Origin of the sequence: Arthrobacter globiformis (assembly GCF_003261175.1) — a bacterium.
Lineage (GTDB): Bacteria > Actinomycetota > Actinomycetes > Actinomycetales > Micrococcaceae > Arthrobacter > Arthrobacter globiformis_A.
This window is the reverse complement of record NZ_QLNP01000095.1, coordinates 1-13,635: the sequence shown is the minus strand read 5'-3', so window position 1 is coordinate 13,635 and position 13,635 is coordinate 1. Positions and strand designations below refer to the sequence as shown.

Here is a 13,635-nt window from a genome sequence, read left to right as displayed (position 1 = left end):
CCCGCGCCGCTAGCGGCGGGCGGTTGCCGTGTAACGGCCGGCGTTCACCGAGACGTCGAGGGGCAGGCCGAAAGTCTCGCTGAGGTTGCCCGAGGTGAGGACCTCTTCGACCGGACCTGCAGCCACCACTTCGCCGTCGCGCATGAGCATGGCGTGGGTGAAGCCCGGCGGGACTTCTTCAAGGTGGTGGGTGACCAGCACGATCGCCGGGGCGTCCTCGTCCATGGCCAACTGGCTGAGGCGGTGCACGAGGTCCTCGCGGCCGCCAAGGTCCAGGCCGGCGGCAGGCTCGTCGAGCAGCAGCAGTTCGGGGTCGGTCATGAGGGCCCGGGCAATCTGGACGCGCTTGCGTTCACCCTCGGAGAGCGTGGAGAACTTGCGGTTCAGGAGCGGGCCCATGCCCCAGTCGTTCAGGAGGGCGAACGCACGGCGCTCGTCGTCCTTCTCGTAACCCTCGCGCCAGCGGCCGGTCACGCCGTAGGCGGCAGTGACGACGACGTTGAGCACCGTCTCGTATTCGGGGATCTGGTTGGCCAGGGCGGCCGAGGAGAGGCCGATCCGCGGCCGAAGTTCGAAGACGTCCACCTTTCCGAGGCTCTCGTCCAGGATGCCGGCGATGCCGCTGGTGGGGTGGAGCCGCGCAGCCGCGATCTGCAGCAGAGTGGTCTTGCCGGCGCCGTTGGGGCCGAGGATGACCCACCGCTCGCCTTCACTGACCTGCCAGTCCACCTTGCTCAGGAGCGTTTTGGCTCCGCGCACAACGCTGACGGCGGCCATTTCAAGAACATCACTCATAGAAGTAGACACTAGGACAAAACACCTTGCGACTGATAACCGGCCCGCAATCGGCCGCGATAGCGCTGCACGGCATCGGCGTTGCCGCACCGGGCTGAGCAGTACGCACGGTTGCCGCCACGGCTGGTGTCGGCAAAGACGCGGCCGCAGTCCCGCAGGGCGCAGACGCCAAGCCGTTCACCGGCCGCCTCGGTCATGAAGATGGCCAGTCCGCCGGCGGTCACCGCTCGCACTCTTTCGACCAGGGTTTCGCTGGCGTCCGCAAAATGCAGGTGCGGGAGCATGCCGTCGTGCGTGGTCAGAAACACGCGCCGCACGCCCCCGGCCAGCAGGGCGTTGACTGCCGAGCAGCGGGCCTCCTGGTCCTCGGCGGCGAAAACCGTCTGCAGCCGGACGGCCCACTCCCGAAGTTCGTCCTGGTACTTGGGGGTGATCCGGGGCGAGCGGAACAGGTGGCCGGTCAGGAGATCCTGCAGAGCGTTGCTGTCCCACGGGCCGTCGGCGAGCATGTTGACGAGGGACTCAGCCAGCCGCACCCCGTGCATATTGTCATGGTTGAACTGCATAAACCCATGACACCACAGTTATCCTGTGGAGTTTTCCACGACAAGCATCTGTCCGAGGGGACCATCCGACTTGACCAGCACCGCCGAAACAACCCGTTCAACCCAGCGCCGCATCGTGCGGACCTTGTCGGTCGCACAGATCTTCTCCGGCCTTGGCAACGGCTCAACCCTGGCCCTGGGCTCCATCCTTGCCGTTGACCTGTCAGGCTCCGAAGCGTGGGCCGGGTCGGTCAACACCGCGCTCACTCTGGGCACCGCGGTCACGGCGATTCCGCTCTCCCGCCTGGCCCTGCAGCGGGGACGCCGGCTGGCCCTCACCACCGGCCTGGCCGCTGCGATCGCCGGTACGTTCCTGATGGTCGCCGCCGTCACCACGGAACTGTTTGTGCTCCTGCTTGGCGGGGCCTTCCTTGTGGGGCTGGCTTCCGCGGTGAACCTGCAGGCCCGCTTCGCTGCCACCGACCTGGCCGAACCGGCCCACCGGGGACGGGACCTGTCCCTGGTGGTGTGGGCCATCACCATCGGGGCCGTCGCAGGTCCCAACATGGTGGCTCCCGGGGCCGTCCTGGCAGGCTGGCTGGACATCCCGCCTGCTGCCGGCCCGTTCCTGATCTCGGCGCTGGGGATGGTGGTGGGCGCTGCCATCGTGACGCTGACCCTGCATCCGGACCCGCTTCTGACCCGGCGCGGCCTCGACGGGGAAGACCTCCTTCCCGTCGCACAGCGCTCGGGTGCCTGGCGGGAAGGCTGGCGGATCATCGGGGAACACCCCGCCGCCCGCGGAGCGGTCACAGCGGTCATTGCGGCCCACGCGGTGATGGTCGCCGTCATGTCCATGACGCCGCTGCACATGCAGCATCACGCAGGACAAGCCGCCGGGAACCCCGACACCATCGCGCTGATCGGTCTCACCATCTCACTGCACATCGCGGGCATGTACGCCCTGTCACCGCTGATGGGTGCCCTCACCGACCGGCTCGGACCGCGCACCACCGCACTGGCCGGCCTGCTTACTTTGCTCGCGGCTGCGGCATTGACCGGACTGGCGTCCCAGAGCATGGGCTCGGTCACCGTCGGGCTGATCCTGCTCGGCTTGGGCTGGTCGGCTACCACCGTTGCCGGCTCTACCCTGCTTGTTGCCTCCCTGACCCCTGCGGAGCGCATTCCCGTCCAAGGGTTCTCGGACGCCACCATGTCCCTGGCCGGCGCGGTGGGAAGCGCGGCGGCGGGACCCATCATGGGCCTGACCGGCTACTCCGGGGTCAGCGCCTTGGCGGCGGCGGTTGTCGCGGCCGCGGCCGCGGCACTGTTACGGCTGCGCGTCCGGAGCTGAGGGATCAGCAGCCGGCAAGCTGTTGGGGGCGCGGCTGTTGAGCGCTCCGGAGCGGCCTTTCGCGGAACCGTGCCGGGCGGCGTCTGTGAACATGGCCACCGCTGCAACAGCCAGCGCTACCCCTAGCGACGCCACGACGTCGGTGAGCCAGTGATAGCCCAGATACAGCCTGCTCAAGCCAACCAGCGCTGTAACGGCAAAGGTCGCAGCGAACCCAAGCATCGCCGTCGTACGCGTTCCCGACCGTGACAAGACGAGGTAGGCGAGCACCACCGTGAACACCCCGATTCCCACTGTGTGACCCGAGGGGAACGAGAGCGCGTCGTCAGGGCCGAGCAGGAAGTCCGACGACGGCGGGCGGGACCGGCTGACAAGTTGCTTGATGAGGGTGGTCACCACCACGGCCAGCACCATGGCGCCCATAAGCACCGCCGGGCGCCACAGTTCGCGCTTCCGGACAGCCCACGCCAGGGCGAACACGGCGCCGATCACGGTCAGGACTTCCGGCGCTGTCACGATCGTCAGGCCGGCCAAAAACGCGGTGGCGGCGGGATTCCGGGAGTCCACCAACATGCTGTGCACCGGACCGTCCATGACTGCCAGCCCCGAATCCGACTGGATCGCAGCGAACATGAGCCAAAAAACAGCGTCACCGGCCACCAGGAGAGCCCCGGCCCAGCAGAAAAGTACCTGCTGCGACGCCCTCAGCGGAGGCGCCGGGCGCAGGCGGGCAGTCAAGGCAAGGATCATCGGGCCATTCTGCCGGACGTGCCTCCGGGCTGGCCGGACGTTGGCTGGGAGCCCGCTGGATGCGGTTGCGGTCCACGGATGCGTGCACAGCTGCCGCGCAACGGATTCGGGCGGCGGCGCCGCGCTGGATAAGATTGCAGCCATGACTTCGAACGTGACTGCGGTCAGCTACGGCCTGAAACTGTCCCCCTCGGAACCGGAAAACCTGCGGTCCCTGCTGGCGGACTCCGGCGCCACCTTCGAGGATGCCTCCAGCGCAGGGGACGGACGCTTCGAGGTCTGCACCCTGGACTTTTCCGTGCCGTCGAGCTCCGCCGCCGACATCGCCGGCCTGCGGCACGTGATTGCGGCCGCGAAGGAGAACGCGGAGCGAACCGGAGTGGACACCGCCATCGTCCCCGCTGAACTGCGGAAGGCGGAGCGCAAGCTCCTCATCATGGACGTCGACTCCACCCTCATCCAGCAGGAGGTCATCGAACTCCTTGCCGCCTACGCCGGAAAGCGCGACGAAGTCGCCGCCGTCACCGAAGCCGCCATGCGCGGAGAACTCGACTTCGCGCAAAGCCTGCACGCCCGGGTGGCCGTCCTCGCAGGGCTGCCCGCCGCCGTCGTCGACTCCGTCCGAGCGGAAGTGAAGCTGAGCGAGGGAGCCGCGGAGCTGGTGGCCGCGTTCAAGGCCGCAGGCCATGCCGTGGCGGTGGTGTCCGGTGGTTTCAACCAGATCCTGCGCCCCATCGCGGAGGACCTCGGCATGGACTACTGGATTGCCAACGAGCTGGAGATCGTGGACGGCGCCCTGACCGGCAAGGTCCTCGGGGCCGTCATCGATCGCGCCGCCAAGGAAAAATACCTCCGCGAATGGGCAGCCGCCGAGGGCATCGCGCTGGAGCACACCATCGCGGTGGGTGACGGGGCCAACGACCTGGACATGCTCGGCGCCGCGGGCATCGGGGTGGCCTTCAACGCCAAGCCAGCCGTCCGCGCCGTGGCCGACGCCGCCATCAACATGCCCTACCTCGACGCGGTGCGGCATATCGCCGGCGTCTAGGCGTTCACCGCGCTCCGGTACGGCGGTACGTGCGCTTGCGGCTTGCGCTTGCGGCTTGTGCTGCCAGGCCTGCAGCGGGCAATGCGAGAAGCGTTCCCCAAATGGCGAAAGCGATTCCCCAGCCGGTGCCGGGCATCGCTCCATCCCTCGATGGGTACGCCAGCATGGCCACGCCTATGAAAGTGGCTGAGAGGCTGACACTGAGCCGCATCAATGGCCGAGCGGGCGGCCACACAGCCATCACCAACGAGCAGGCGGCCAGTGTGAGGCCAGCCGCGCCCTGCACGGGCCAGTGGTCAATGCCCATGGTCTGGCCTTCCCAATCGGGACCTTCGTGCGGGGTCCGGGATTTCTCGAGGGCGTAAAGCGCATACATCAGCCACAGGGGTGCGCCACCAGCCCCGAGGACAAGCAGCGGCCAATGCACCGAGATGCGGCGTGGCAAGGGTCCGGAAAGCTCCCGGCACAGCCAGGCGAACAAGGCGGCCGAGCCGACAATGGGGAGGCCAAGCACGAGCGGGCGAACATCAAGGCCCGCCAGGCTGCTGGCAACCAGCCCTGTCCCGGCGATCCCAAGCTGTACTACGGCAGGCCATGACTGGCTGGGCACCACGGCAATCCAAACGTAGGCGCCAGCCAGTACGAATGTGAACAAGCTTCCCCAGCTGGCCTCCAAGGGGACGTCCCACTGATAGCTGGGATCAGCCAAATCGAAGAGCGTGGACAGGTCCACCAGCCCAAAGAACAGCACTGCACACAGGCCAGCCATGATCCAGGCGAGCGGCTTCACAGCCTGAAGCCGCTCCGACGGTTCTCCGGCCAGTGCTGCCCGTTCAGCCATAGCCACAGCGTACTCTCGGATTAACGGAGCGATCCAGATCCCTGGCCGGCCGACAGCACCACACTGTGCCACGCGATCCGGACCCAGCCGGAGAATCAAAACTAGCCCGACGGCGGCGTGAACTGGCTTGCGGTGAACACAGCCCCGCCGGGGTCACGGATCAGGGCGGTCCGTGTCCACTCGGTGTCATCCTGTCCCAAGACCTGGCCGCCAAGGCGCTCCGCTTCCTGGACCGCCCGGTCCCGGTCCGCCACGGTGAAGGTGACGTGCCAGTGCGGCCGCTCCCCCGCGGCGGCCGGTGCCACCCAGCCCACGGCGTCTTCGAAGCCGGCGGGAACCATGTCCCCGGACTGCCGGGCCCGGATATCGGGGTCGATGGTGGCCTCCAGATGGTCGCCGTAGCCGGGGCGGCGGATCATGATGCCGAAGTCGAGGCGGTCGAACTCCCAGCCGAAGGCCCGGGCGTAGAAGTCCGCGGCGCCATCCGTGTCCGCTGTGTGGAGGTCGCTGAAGTTCCAGCCGCCCGGGAGGTTGACCGCCTGGGCGCCCGGCCGCTCCCCGGCCTGCCAGATGCGGAACTCCGCGCCCTCAGGATCGGCCAGCGAGGCCCGCACGCCTCCAACTCCCGTGTCGGCAGGGGCTGATTTCAGGGTTGCGCCGGCTGACAGCAGGTGCCGCACCGCGGCGTCCGCGTCGTCGACCGCGATGTACGTGCTCCAGGCCGGGACGCCGTGGGGCCCGGGGCCCAAGTCCGTGATGGCGCCAGTCTCCTGGCCGCCGAGCCGGGCAATCAGGTAACTGCCGGTGTCCCCGGACGGCGCCGTACGGGCGTCGAACTCCCACCCCAGCAGTCCCCCGTAGAACTTCTTGGCTGCTTCCACGTCGGGCTGCTGGCAGTCCACCCAGCACGGCACGCCGGCCGGATAACTCCTCTTCGGTACTGCTGCGTCCTCCGCCATGGCTATGACCCTAGGCGCCCCGGGCCGCCCGGACAACGCCTACGGGACCTGATTTCCGCGTCGGTTAGGAGACAGCGAAGGCCCGGCGCTGGTGCGCCGGGCCTTCGTGCAGGGACCCGCGTCGGGAAACCCGCGCGGGCAGCGACTATTCGGCGCTCTTGCCGAAGTAGTCCGCGCCGCCGGCGTATTCCGTGTGGCCGGATTCGACGTCGGCGGTGGCCATGCTGGCAACCACTGCGGCAAATTCCTCCACGGAGTACAGCTTGCCGGCCTCGGCGCGGCGGGCCTCGATGGCGCCCGGGTTGGAGCGGTCCAGCAGCGTGGCGGTCACGGTGCCCTCGATCATGTCGCCGGACACGACCACCAGGGAGATGCCCTTGTCCGCCAGGTTCGGCAGGAGCTCGCGCAGGGCGTCCTCGCCGGCGCGCTTGCTGCGGGCCACGGGCTCGTACTCGGGCATGGTGGGGACCGAGTTGATGAAGTGCGCCTGGTGGCTGGTCACGAACACCACGCGGGAACCCTCCTTCATGAGGGGCGCGGCGGCGTTGAGCATGTTGACCTGTGCGTCACGGTTCAGCTTGAGGGCGTAGTCCTCTTCCATGCCGGATTCCATGCCGCCCGAGGCATTGAGGACCAGGACGTCCAGCGAACCGAAGTTTTCCATGGCAGCGCTGGCCAGCGCCTGCACACCTTCGATGCTGGTCAGGTCGGCGCCCACGGCGACGGCACGGCCGCCGTCGGCCTCAATCCCGGCCACCACCTTGTTGGCGCGCGGCGCCTTCTGGCGGTAGTTAACGACGACGGCGGCACCCTCGCCGGCGAGGATCTTGGCAACTTCGGCGCCGATGCCGCGCGAAGAACCGGTGACGATGGCTGTCTTGTTGTCCAGCTGTCCCATGTGGGCTCCCTTGTCTAAAGCTATAACTTTGTTCAAAACGTCTAATTGCTGATGGCCTGAAGTCCATCATGCCAGCGCCCGCACCGGTTTCCTTTGTCGGAACGCGACAAAGAAGCCGGCGGCCAACCGTGAGCGGAAGTTTCCCTGATGCCCCGGGCCTGAGGTCCCGGGCCGGCCTGGTGCCTAGTGGCCCATGCCGAGGCCGCCGTCGACCGGAATCACGGCGCCGGAAATGTACGCGGCCTCGTCGCTGGAGATCCAGCGGACCACGTTGGCCACCTCGGAGGCATCGGCGAAGCGTCCGGCCGGGATGCTGGACAGGTAATCCTTCTGGGTTGCTTCCGGGAGCTCTGCGGTCATGTCCGTGTTGATGAACCCGGGTGCGACGACGTTCGCCGTGATGCCGCGCGAACCAAGCTCGCGGGTCAGGGAGCGGGCAATACCAACGAGGCCGGCCTTGGAGGCGGAGTAGTTGATCTGCCCCGGCGCGCCGTACAGCCCCGAAACGGAGGAGATGAGCACCACGCGGCCCCTGCGCAGCCGGATCATGCCCTTAGAAGCGCGCTTGATGACGCGGAAGGCCCCGGTCAGGTTGGTGTCAATGACGGACGTGAAGTCGTCCTCGCTCATGCGCAGCAGCAGCGTGTCCTTGGTGATGCCGGCGTTGGCCACCAGCACCTCGACCGGGCCGTGGGCGGCCTCAACCTCGGCGAACGCAGCGTCAACGGAGGCTTCGTCGGTCACGTCCGCTTTGACCCCCAGGACTCCTTCCGGCAGCTTCGATTCGCTGCGATAGGTTACGGCCACCTTGTCCCCGTTGGCAACGAAGGCCTCCGCGATGGCCAGGCCGATGCCGCGGTTGCCGCCGGTGATGAGGACGCTGCGGGCCGTGGTTGCTGCTTCAGACATGTGTGCTCCGGTTTTCTGCGGAGCATGGCTCCGCCGTGGTGGCTGGATTTTTGACTGCCTCCGATCTTATCGCCCGATTGGGAGCCTCCTGTGGATGGTGAGAGAATTGGGGTAGCCATTGGAGCGTGATCAAACAGTCGTGACATCTGAACCTCAGCCCGGTCAGCAGTTGCCCGGGAGGCGTGATGCCACCTCCGGTAATCCGGAAGTAATCAGCATCACGGACGCCGCCGCAGCGCATTCCGAAGACATGCGGGAGCGCATGATCAAGTACGCCCTCGCCATGGCCATCCGCATGGTGTGCCTGATCCTGATCTTCGTGGTGGACGGCTGGTTCAAGCTGGTTGCCGTTGCTGGCGCGGTCTTCCTGCCATGGGTCGCGGTGGTGATCGCCAACGGTTCAGACAAGGCGGAGATCCACAGCGACGCACTGCTCGACTACGCGCCGTACGCGGAGCTGGGGGCGGCCGAGGAATCCGAACCTGCGGAAAGCTCCGACACGGAGGATGAACCGACGGTGCTCCAAGGCGAACTCATCACCAATGACGAAGAAGACGAACAAGAAGACGACGACGGCCGGGGACAGAAAGCTTCATGAACATTTTCAACCTGGGTTGCGGCAGCGGCGATCTTGCCGGCCCGGCATCCTCGGCCACCTGCTCGCGTAAAGCCTGCCGGGCCGACGCGTCCTGGCAGCTGCTCTGGAACAATCCCAAGATCCACACGCCGGAGCGCCGCAAGGTGTGGCTGGCGTGCGGCGAGCACAAGGCATGGCTGGAGGACTACCTGCAGACGCGCGGACTCTGGAAGGAAACCGTGCCGCTCGAGGCCGCAGAGACCGGCGGGAACGGCTGAATGTACAAGTTCCTGTTTTCCAGCAAGTGGCTGGGCTACCTCCTGCTGGCCGCGATCTTCGCCACCGGCTGCGTCTTCCTTGGCCGCTGGCAGATGGACCGCCGGGCCGAGACCCTGGCCGAAATCCAGCGGGTCACGTCCAACTACTCGGCAACTCCCATCACGTTTGATCAGGCGCGCAACGAGTTCAATCAGCTGGACCCGTCGCGGGAATGGACCCAGGTCAAGCTCCAGGGCACGTACGACGTCGACGGGCAGCGGATCGTGCGCAACCGCCCGCTCAACGGCCAGCCCGGCTACGAGGTGGTGGTGCCGTTCAAGCTTGTTTCGGGCGAGACCGTGGTGATTGACCGCGGCTGGTTGCCGATCGGCAACAAGACCCCTGGCCGGCCGGACTCCATTCCGGCGCCGCCGTCCGGGCAGATCACGGCAGTGGTGCGGCTCAAGCACAGCGAACCCACGCTGCAGCGCGGTGCCCCGGAGGGCCAGCTCGCCTCCATTGACCTTCCGGCCTACTCCGCCGAGCTGGGCTCCCCGCTCCTTACCGGCGCCTATGGGCAGCTCGCGTCGGAAACGCCGCCGGTGGCGGACATGCCGCAACCGTTCCCCATGCCCTCTGTGGACGAAGGGACGCACCTGTCCTACTCGCTGCAGTGGTTCGCCTTTGGCGTCCTCATGTTTGTGGGCTTCGGTTATGCAGCCCGGCAGCAGGCGCGGAACGCCGCCATGGATGCGGAGGATGCCGGGATGTCGGAGGGCGAGCCTGCCGCCGTGGCCGTGGGAGCCCGCCGTCGTCCGCCGGCGCCCCGGAAGCGCAAGCGCCCGACGGCGGAGGAAGAGGAAGACGCGATCCTGGATGCCCAGGGCTACTGACGGCAGGAGCACGGACATGCTTACCGATCCGGTGGCCAACGTGCGCCGCGCCCTGACCGCAGCCGGAGCCCGCGACACAGTGACGGTTCTTGCCGGCGCCGTTCCGACGGCGGCCGCCGCGGCTGATGCGCTTGGCTGCGACGTTGCGGCGATCACCAACAGCCTGGTGTTCGAAGTGGACGGAACTCCCCTGCTGATCCTCGCCAGCGGCGCCGCGAAAGTGGACGTGCGCCTTGTCGCCTCCCAGCTGGGCACCGGACGGATCCGCCGTGCCGCGCCTGACTTCGTCCTGCGCCACACGGGCCAGGAAGTGGGCGGGGTTGCACCGCTAGGCCACCCGGCCAAGATCCGCACGCTGCTGGATGCCTCACTCGAAGAGCACTCAACGCTCTGGGCCGGGGCCGGCGACCACCATTCGATGTTCTCCATCAGCTACAACGAGCTGCAGCGCATCACGGACGCCCACGCGTTGCGGGTGCGGTAGGGGCCTTAGACGTGAAGGGTTGGCCGGTAGATGAGCTCCTGGGTGCGGCCGTCGAGCGTCCGGCTCTCGATCAGCTCGAGATCGAAGTCGGCGGCACCCTGGAAGATCGGCTCCTCTCCGGTCTGACCGGTGATCACAGGGAACATCGTCACTTGGACGCGGTCTACCAGGCCGGCGGCCATCAGCGCCCGGTTCATCGACAGGCTGCCGTGTGAGCGCAGCGGCACTTCAGACTCCTCCTTGAGCCGCACGACAACGTCGACGGCGTCGCCGCTCACGAGCGTAGCGTCGGGCCAGTCGAGCGGTACTTTCAGCGTGCTCGACACCACCGTTGCAGGCAGGTTCCGCATCCGCGTAACCCAGGGGTCACGGACGTCGGACTCCTCAGTGCTTGACGCCAGCATCTGCGCGAACGCCCGATACGTGTTGGCCCCCAAAACCATCCGCTGCTCCCCGCCATACAAGGCGAAGCGGTGCTCGAGCAGTTCTGGGCCCTGCTTGCCCCAGTAGCCGCCCCAGTTGCCGCTGGCGGAGCCGAAGCCATCGAGGCTGGAAAAGACGTCAAAGGTGTAGGTAGCGCTCATGGTGCTCTCCTCGGGTGCGGCTGATCGGGTTTGCGGATACAGCTGTCACAGCGGAGAGAGCTTAGCTACGGAAGCGAAGGATTACTACCAGGCTGATCAGCGCCGATTGCCCTGCATCCAGCCTGGCGCCATGCAGGTATTCTGAAGCCAGTGATTCTTCATTCTTCTCTCTAGCTCACAGCAGCTGCCCTCTCGCGGCAATGCTCCCGCTTTCCTTTCCGGAGCGGTGATCCGGTGTGTCCGCCGAGGGAACTCGACGACGAGTTCCCCATGCGACATACACATCCGCATCATTCTTGGGAGATCACTTGGGCACTACATCCATTCCACGTACATCTTTTCTGCAGCCGGCCGCCGTTCCTGGCCGGGACGAACTGCACCCCGACTACAGCAACTGTTTTGCGCTGTGCTGCACCGCTTTCGGATTTTCCCGTTCGGCCGACTTCGCCCTCGACAAGCCGGCGGGCACGCCGTGCCCGAACCTGGCCGCTGACTTCTCCTGCGGCATCCACGACCGGCTGCGGCCGCGCGGCTTCCGCGGCTGCACCGTTTTCGACTGCTTCGGCGCGGGCCAGGCCGTGTCGCAGGGGCTGTTCGACGGCGTCAGCTGGCGCGATAAGCCGGACGGCAGGTCGGCAATGTTCGCTGCCTTCAAGATCATGAGGCAGCTTCACGAGATGCTCTGGTACTTGGCCGAGGCGGAGGAGCGAGCGTTCGACCCCGAGACCGGCACCGCGGTGCAGGAGCTGCGGCTCGCCATCGGGAGCGCCGCGAAGGGACCGCTGCCTGGACTGCTCGCCCTCGACTCCGGGACACTTCATCAGCGGGTGCGGCAGGTACTGGTAGAGGTCAGCGAGGAAGTCCGCGCCGCCTACTTCGCCGCCGGCGACGAGCTTGATGAACGGCTGCAGCCGGCGGCGGACCTGGCGGGCGTGAACCTCCGGACGCTTCGGCTCTGCGGCGCCGACCTTCGGGGCGCCTGCCTCATCGCGGCAGACCTGCGCGGCACTGATTTGACGGCGGTGGACCTGCTGGGCGCAGACCTAAGGGATGCGCGACTGGAGGGCGCCGATCTGTCCCGCGCCCTGTACCTGACGCAGCCGCAGCTCAACAGCGCGCGGGGCAACTCTGAGACACGGCTGCCGGGCGGGTTCGAAATCCCCGCGAACTGGCACGGGGACCAGGACCGCGGTGAAACGTGGACAGCGTGATGAGGTCCGAGTAGTCCTCGCTCCGGAAGTCCTCACCGCCGTCGGGCAGCGGTACCACCCGCTTGGCCCGATCATTCCCGTTGGGGGCGTGAGTGGAAGTAGTTGTTGCGGCGGGGTTTTCGGTGGGGGTCGAGTTCTGGTGGGGGTTTGAACCAGGGCACCTCGTTGGTGACTTCGATGGTCCAGTTTTCTTTGTGGATGAGGTGGTGGTGGTGGCTGCAGAGCAGGACGCCGTTGCCGGTTCCAGTGGTTCCGCCGCGTGACCAGTAGGTGATGTGGTGGGCTTCGCACCACGCAGCCGGGATGGTGCAGGCGGGGAACGCACAGCCTTGGTCCCGGGCCATGATGGCCTTGCGGATGTGGGGCGGGAAGACGCGTGAGGCGCGGCCGATGTCCAGGATCCGGCCCTGGCTGCCGAGGACGACGGGGATGATGTCGGCGTCGCAGGCAATTTTGCGGATCGTGGCCGGGTTCACCGGCCCGGAGAAGGCGAACAGTGCGGTGCCGCCGGTGCTCCCGGCGTTGGTCCGGCCGGTGTAGGCCGGCTGCGGGCCCTCGGTGCCCTGGTCCCACTGGGTGCCCTGGTCCCCCTGTGAGTCTTGGGCCCATTGTGCGTCTTGTCGCTTCCGAAGGTCGGCGAGGAGGTCGCGGTAGTTGATGGTGGCCAGGATCTGGGGCCGGTGTCCGCCGTTGGCGGGCAGGATGTCGGTGGTAAGGACGGTCTGGACGGCGCCGACGAGCCCGTCGAGCCGCATCTGCCCCTGTGAGCGGTGATCCAGGGAGACCTCCGGGACACCCTCGGTGTCCCAACCGTCAAGGCTGGCCGATTCAGCGTTCCCCGCCCCACTGCTTGGTCCGTCACTGCCTGGTCCGTCGGCGCCGTTCCCGTCGTTGCCGTTGCCTTTTGCAGGGGCCGGGGTGCGGGGGTTGGTGGCGGTGTTCATGGCGGTGGTGAGCGTTTCGAACTGTTCGGTGGTGGCGAAAATTTCCAGGTGCTGCAGGCCGTGTTTGGGGCGGCGGATGAACGCGCCCTGGATTTGCCGGAGGGCCGCTTCGGAGGGTTCGGTCCCGTCCTGGTCGATGGCTTCGGCCCAGTGTTTGGCGACGCGGGTGAGGAAGTCGGCGTCGTTTTCGACGGCGGCTTGGGTCAGGTCGTGTTCCATCACGGCGGTGTGGTCCGGGGTGGTGAAATGCTGCGCCCGGTCCAGGGCCAGGGTGATGGTGGTTGCGGCGCGGGAGCTGATCTGGGCGGTGCTGACCGCGGCGGCAACTCCTTGGTACCTCGGGGGGAGCTGTTGCCCGCCGAACCCTGCCCTGGGCAGGACAGAGTCGGCCAGCCCGATCCGGCGGCGGGCTTCGGCGGAGCTGATCCGCAGCCTGCCCCGGAGGAACTCCACGGTGTTCCGGGAGCCGTCATCGCCCGGACCCGGGCCCGCTTCAGCGGCCGTGACGGGGACGAGGGGTGATGCTGCGGCGGTGACCGCTGCGGTGCGGGCCCGGTCCACCGCGCCCGCGGCGAGCACCTGCAG

The 13,635-nt window shown here is 67.3% G+C and carries 16 protein-coding genes; 7 read left to right on the top strand and 9 right to left on the bottom strand.

The genetic code is table 11. The annotated features are described in order from the left end of the window. Positions 1–9: 9 nt before the first annotated feature. Both DBZ45_RS15495 and DBZ45_RS15490 read right to left on the bottom strand, forming a co-directional pair. Positions 10–795, bottom strand: a complete 786-nt coding sequence (locus DBZ45_RS15495; protein WP_111904775.1) for an ABC transporter ATP-binding protein — start codon at positions 793–795, stop codon at positions 10–12. Positions 796–806: 11 nt separating this feature from the next. Beyond that, on the bottom strand, positions 807–1,361 hold the full coding sequence (locus DBZ45_RS15490) for a CGNR zinc finger domain-containing protein (RefSeq protein WP_111904774.1): 555 nt from the start codon (positions 1,359–1,361) through the stop codon (positions 807–809). 70 nt (positions 1,362–1,431) lie between these two features. On the opposite strand from DBZ45_RS15490, the gene DBZ45_RS15485 reads away from it, so the two are divergent. Then, positions 1,432–2,694 (top strand): MFS transporter, encoded by a 1,263-nt coding sequence (locus DBZ45_RS15485; protein ID WP_111904773.1) that lies wholly within the window; start codon positions 1,432–1,434, stop codon positions 2,692–2,694. Here DBZ45_RS15485 and DBZ45_RS15480 read toward each other — a convergent pair. Next, positions 2,671–3,444, bottom strand: coding sequence for a phosphatase PAP2 family protein (locus DBZ45_RS15480; RefSeq protein WP_111904772.1), 774 nt, complete (start codon positions 3,442–3,444; stop codon positions 2,671–2,673). The genes DBZ45_RS15485 and DBZ45_RS15480 overlap by 24 nt on opposite strands. Before the next feature lie 142 nt (positions 3,445–3,586). Between DBZ45_RS15480 and serB the strand changes: the two genes are divergently transcribed. Beyond that, positions 3,587–4,492: a phosphoserine phosphatase SerB gene (gene serB, locus DBZ45_RS15475; protein ID WP_111904842.1), complete on the top strand. Its 906-nt coding sequence runs from the start codon at positions 3,587–3,589 to the stop codon at positions 4,490–4,492. Between the two features lie 4 nt (positions 4,493–4,496). Here the strand turns inward: serB and DBZ45_RS15470 are convergent, their stop codons facing one another. The 4 genes from DBZ45_RS15470 to DBZ45_RS15455 all read right to left on the bottom strand — a co-directional run bounded on the left by DBZ45_RS15470 (position 4,497) and on the right by DBZ45_RS15455 (position 8,099). After that, entirely contained in the window at positions 4,497–5,333 is an 837-nt protein-coding gene (locus DBZ45_RS15470; protein WP_111904771.1) for a hypothetical protein, read from the bottom strand. A 101-nt stretch (positions 5,334–5,434) separates the two neighbouring features. Beyond that, the gene (locus DBZ45_RS15465; protein WP_111904770.1) at positions 5,435–6,292 is read right to left on the bottom strand and encodes a VOC family protein; all 858 of its coding nucleotides are present in this window, start codon (positions 6,290–6,292) and stop codon (positions 5,435–5,437) included. Positions 6,293–6,437: 145 nt separating this feature from the next. Further along, positions 6,438–7,190 (bottom strand): SDR family oxidoreductase, encoded by a 753-nt coding sequence (locus DBZ45_RS15460; protein WP_111904769.1) that lies wholly within the window; start codon positions 7,188–7,190, stop codon positions 6,438–6,440. A 183-nt stretch (positions 7,191–7,373) separates the two neighbouring features. Next, positions 7,374–8,099: a beta-ketoacyl-ACP reductase gene (locus DBZ45_RS15455; protein ID WP_111904768.1), complete on the bottom strand. Its 726-nt coding sequence runs from the start codon at positions 8,097–8,099 to the stop codon at positions 7,374–7,376. 139 nt (positions 8,100–8,238) lie between these two features. Here DBZ45_RS15455 and DBZ45_RS15450 point away from each other — a divergent pair, with 139 nt between their 5' ends. Genes DBZ45_RS15450 through DBZ45_RS15435 form a run of 4 tightly spaced genes read left to right on the top strand, consistent with a single transcriptional unit; the run spans position 8,239 to position 10,311 of the window. After that, entirely contained in the window at positions 8,239–8,697 is a 459-nt protein-coding gene (locus DBZ45_RS15450; protein ID WP_223257109.1) for a DUF3099 domain-containing protein, read from the top strand. Continuing rightward, positions 8,694–8,954 (top strand): hypothetical protein, encoded by a 261-nt coding sequence (locus DBZ45_RS15445; RefSeq protein ID WP_111904766.1) that lies wholly within the window; start codon positions 8,694–8,696, stop codon positions 8,952–8,954. The genes DBZ45_RS15450 and DBZ45_RS15445 overlap by 4 nt, the downstream gene beginning before the upstream one ends. Continuing rightward, on the top strand, positions 8,955–9,827 hold the full coding sequence (locus DBZ45_RS15440; protein WP_111904765.1) for an SURF1 family cytochrome oxidase biogenesis protein: 873 nt from the start codon (positions 8,955–8,957) through the stop codon (positions 9,825–9,827). A 16-nt stretch (positions 9,828–9,843) separates the two neighbouring features. Then, entirely contained in the window at positions 9,844–10,311 is a 468-nt protein-coding gene (locus tag DBZ45_RS15435) for a YbaK/EbsC family protein (protein ID WP_111904764.1), read from the top strand. Positions 10,312–10,316: 5 nt separating this feature from the next. Here DBZ45_RS15435 and DBZ45_RS15430 read toward each other — a convergent pair whose 3' ends face one another. Continuing rightward, positions 10,317–10,895, bottom strand: a complete 579-nt coding sequence (locus DBZ45_RS15430; protein WP_111904763.1) for a dihydrofolate reductase family protein — start codon at positions 10,893–10,895, stop codon at positions 10,317–10,319. Positions 10,896–11,203: 308 nt separating this feature from the next. Here DBZ45_RS15430 and DBZ45_RS15425 point away from each other — a divergent pair, with 308 nt between their 5' ends. Next, entirely contained in the window at positions 11,204–12,106 is a 903-nt protein-coding gene (locus DBZ45_RS15425) for a pentapeptide repeat-containing protein (RefSeq protein ID WP_440130526.1), read from the top strand. A 71-nt stretch (positions 12,107–12,177) separates the two neighbouring features. Here DBZ45_RS15425 and DBZ45_RS15420 read toward each other — a convergent pair. Further along, on the bottom strand, positions 12,178–13,635 hold a 1,458-nt coding region (locus DBZ45_RS15420), incomplete at its 5' end, for an HNH endonuclease signature motif containing protein (RefSeq protein ID WP_111904762.1).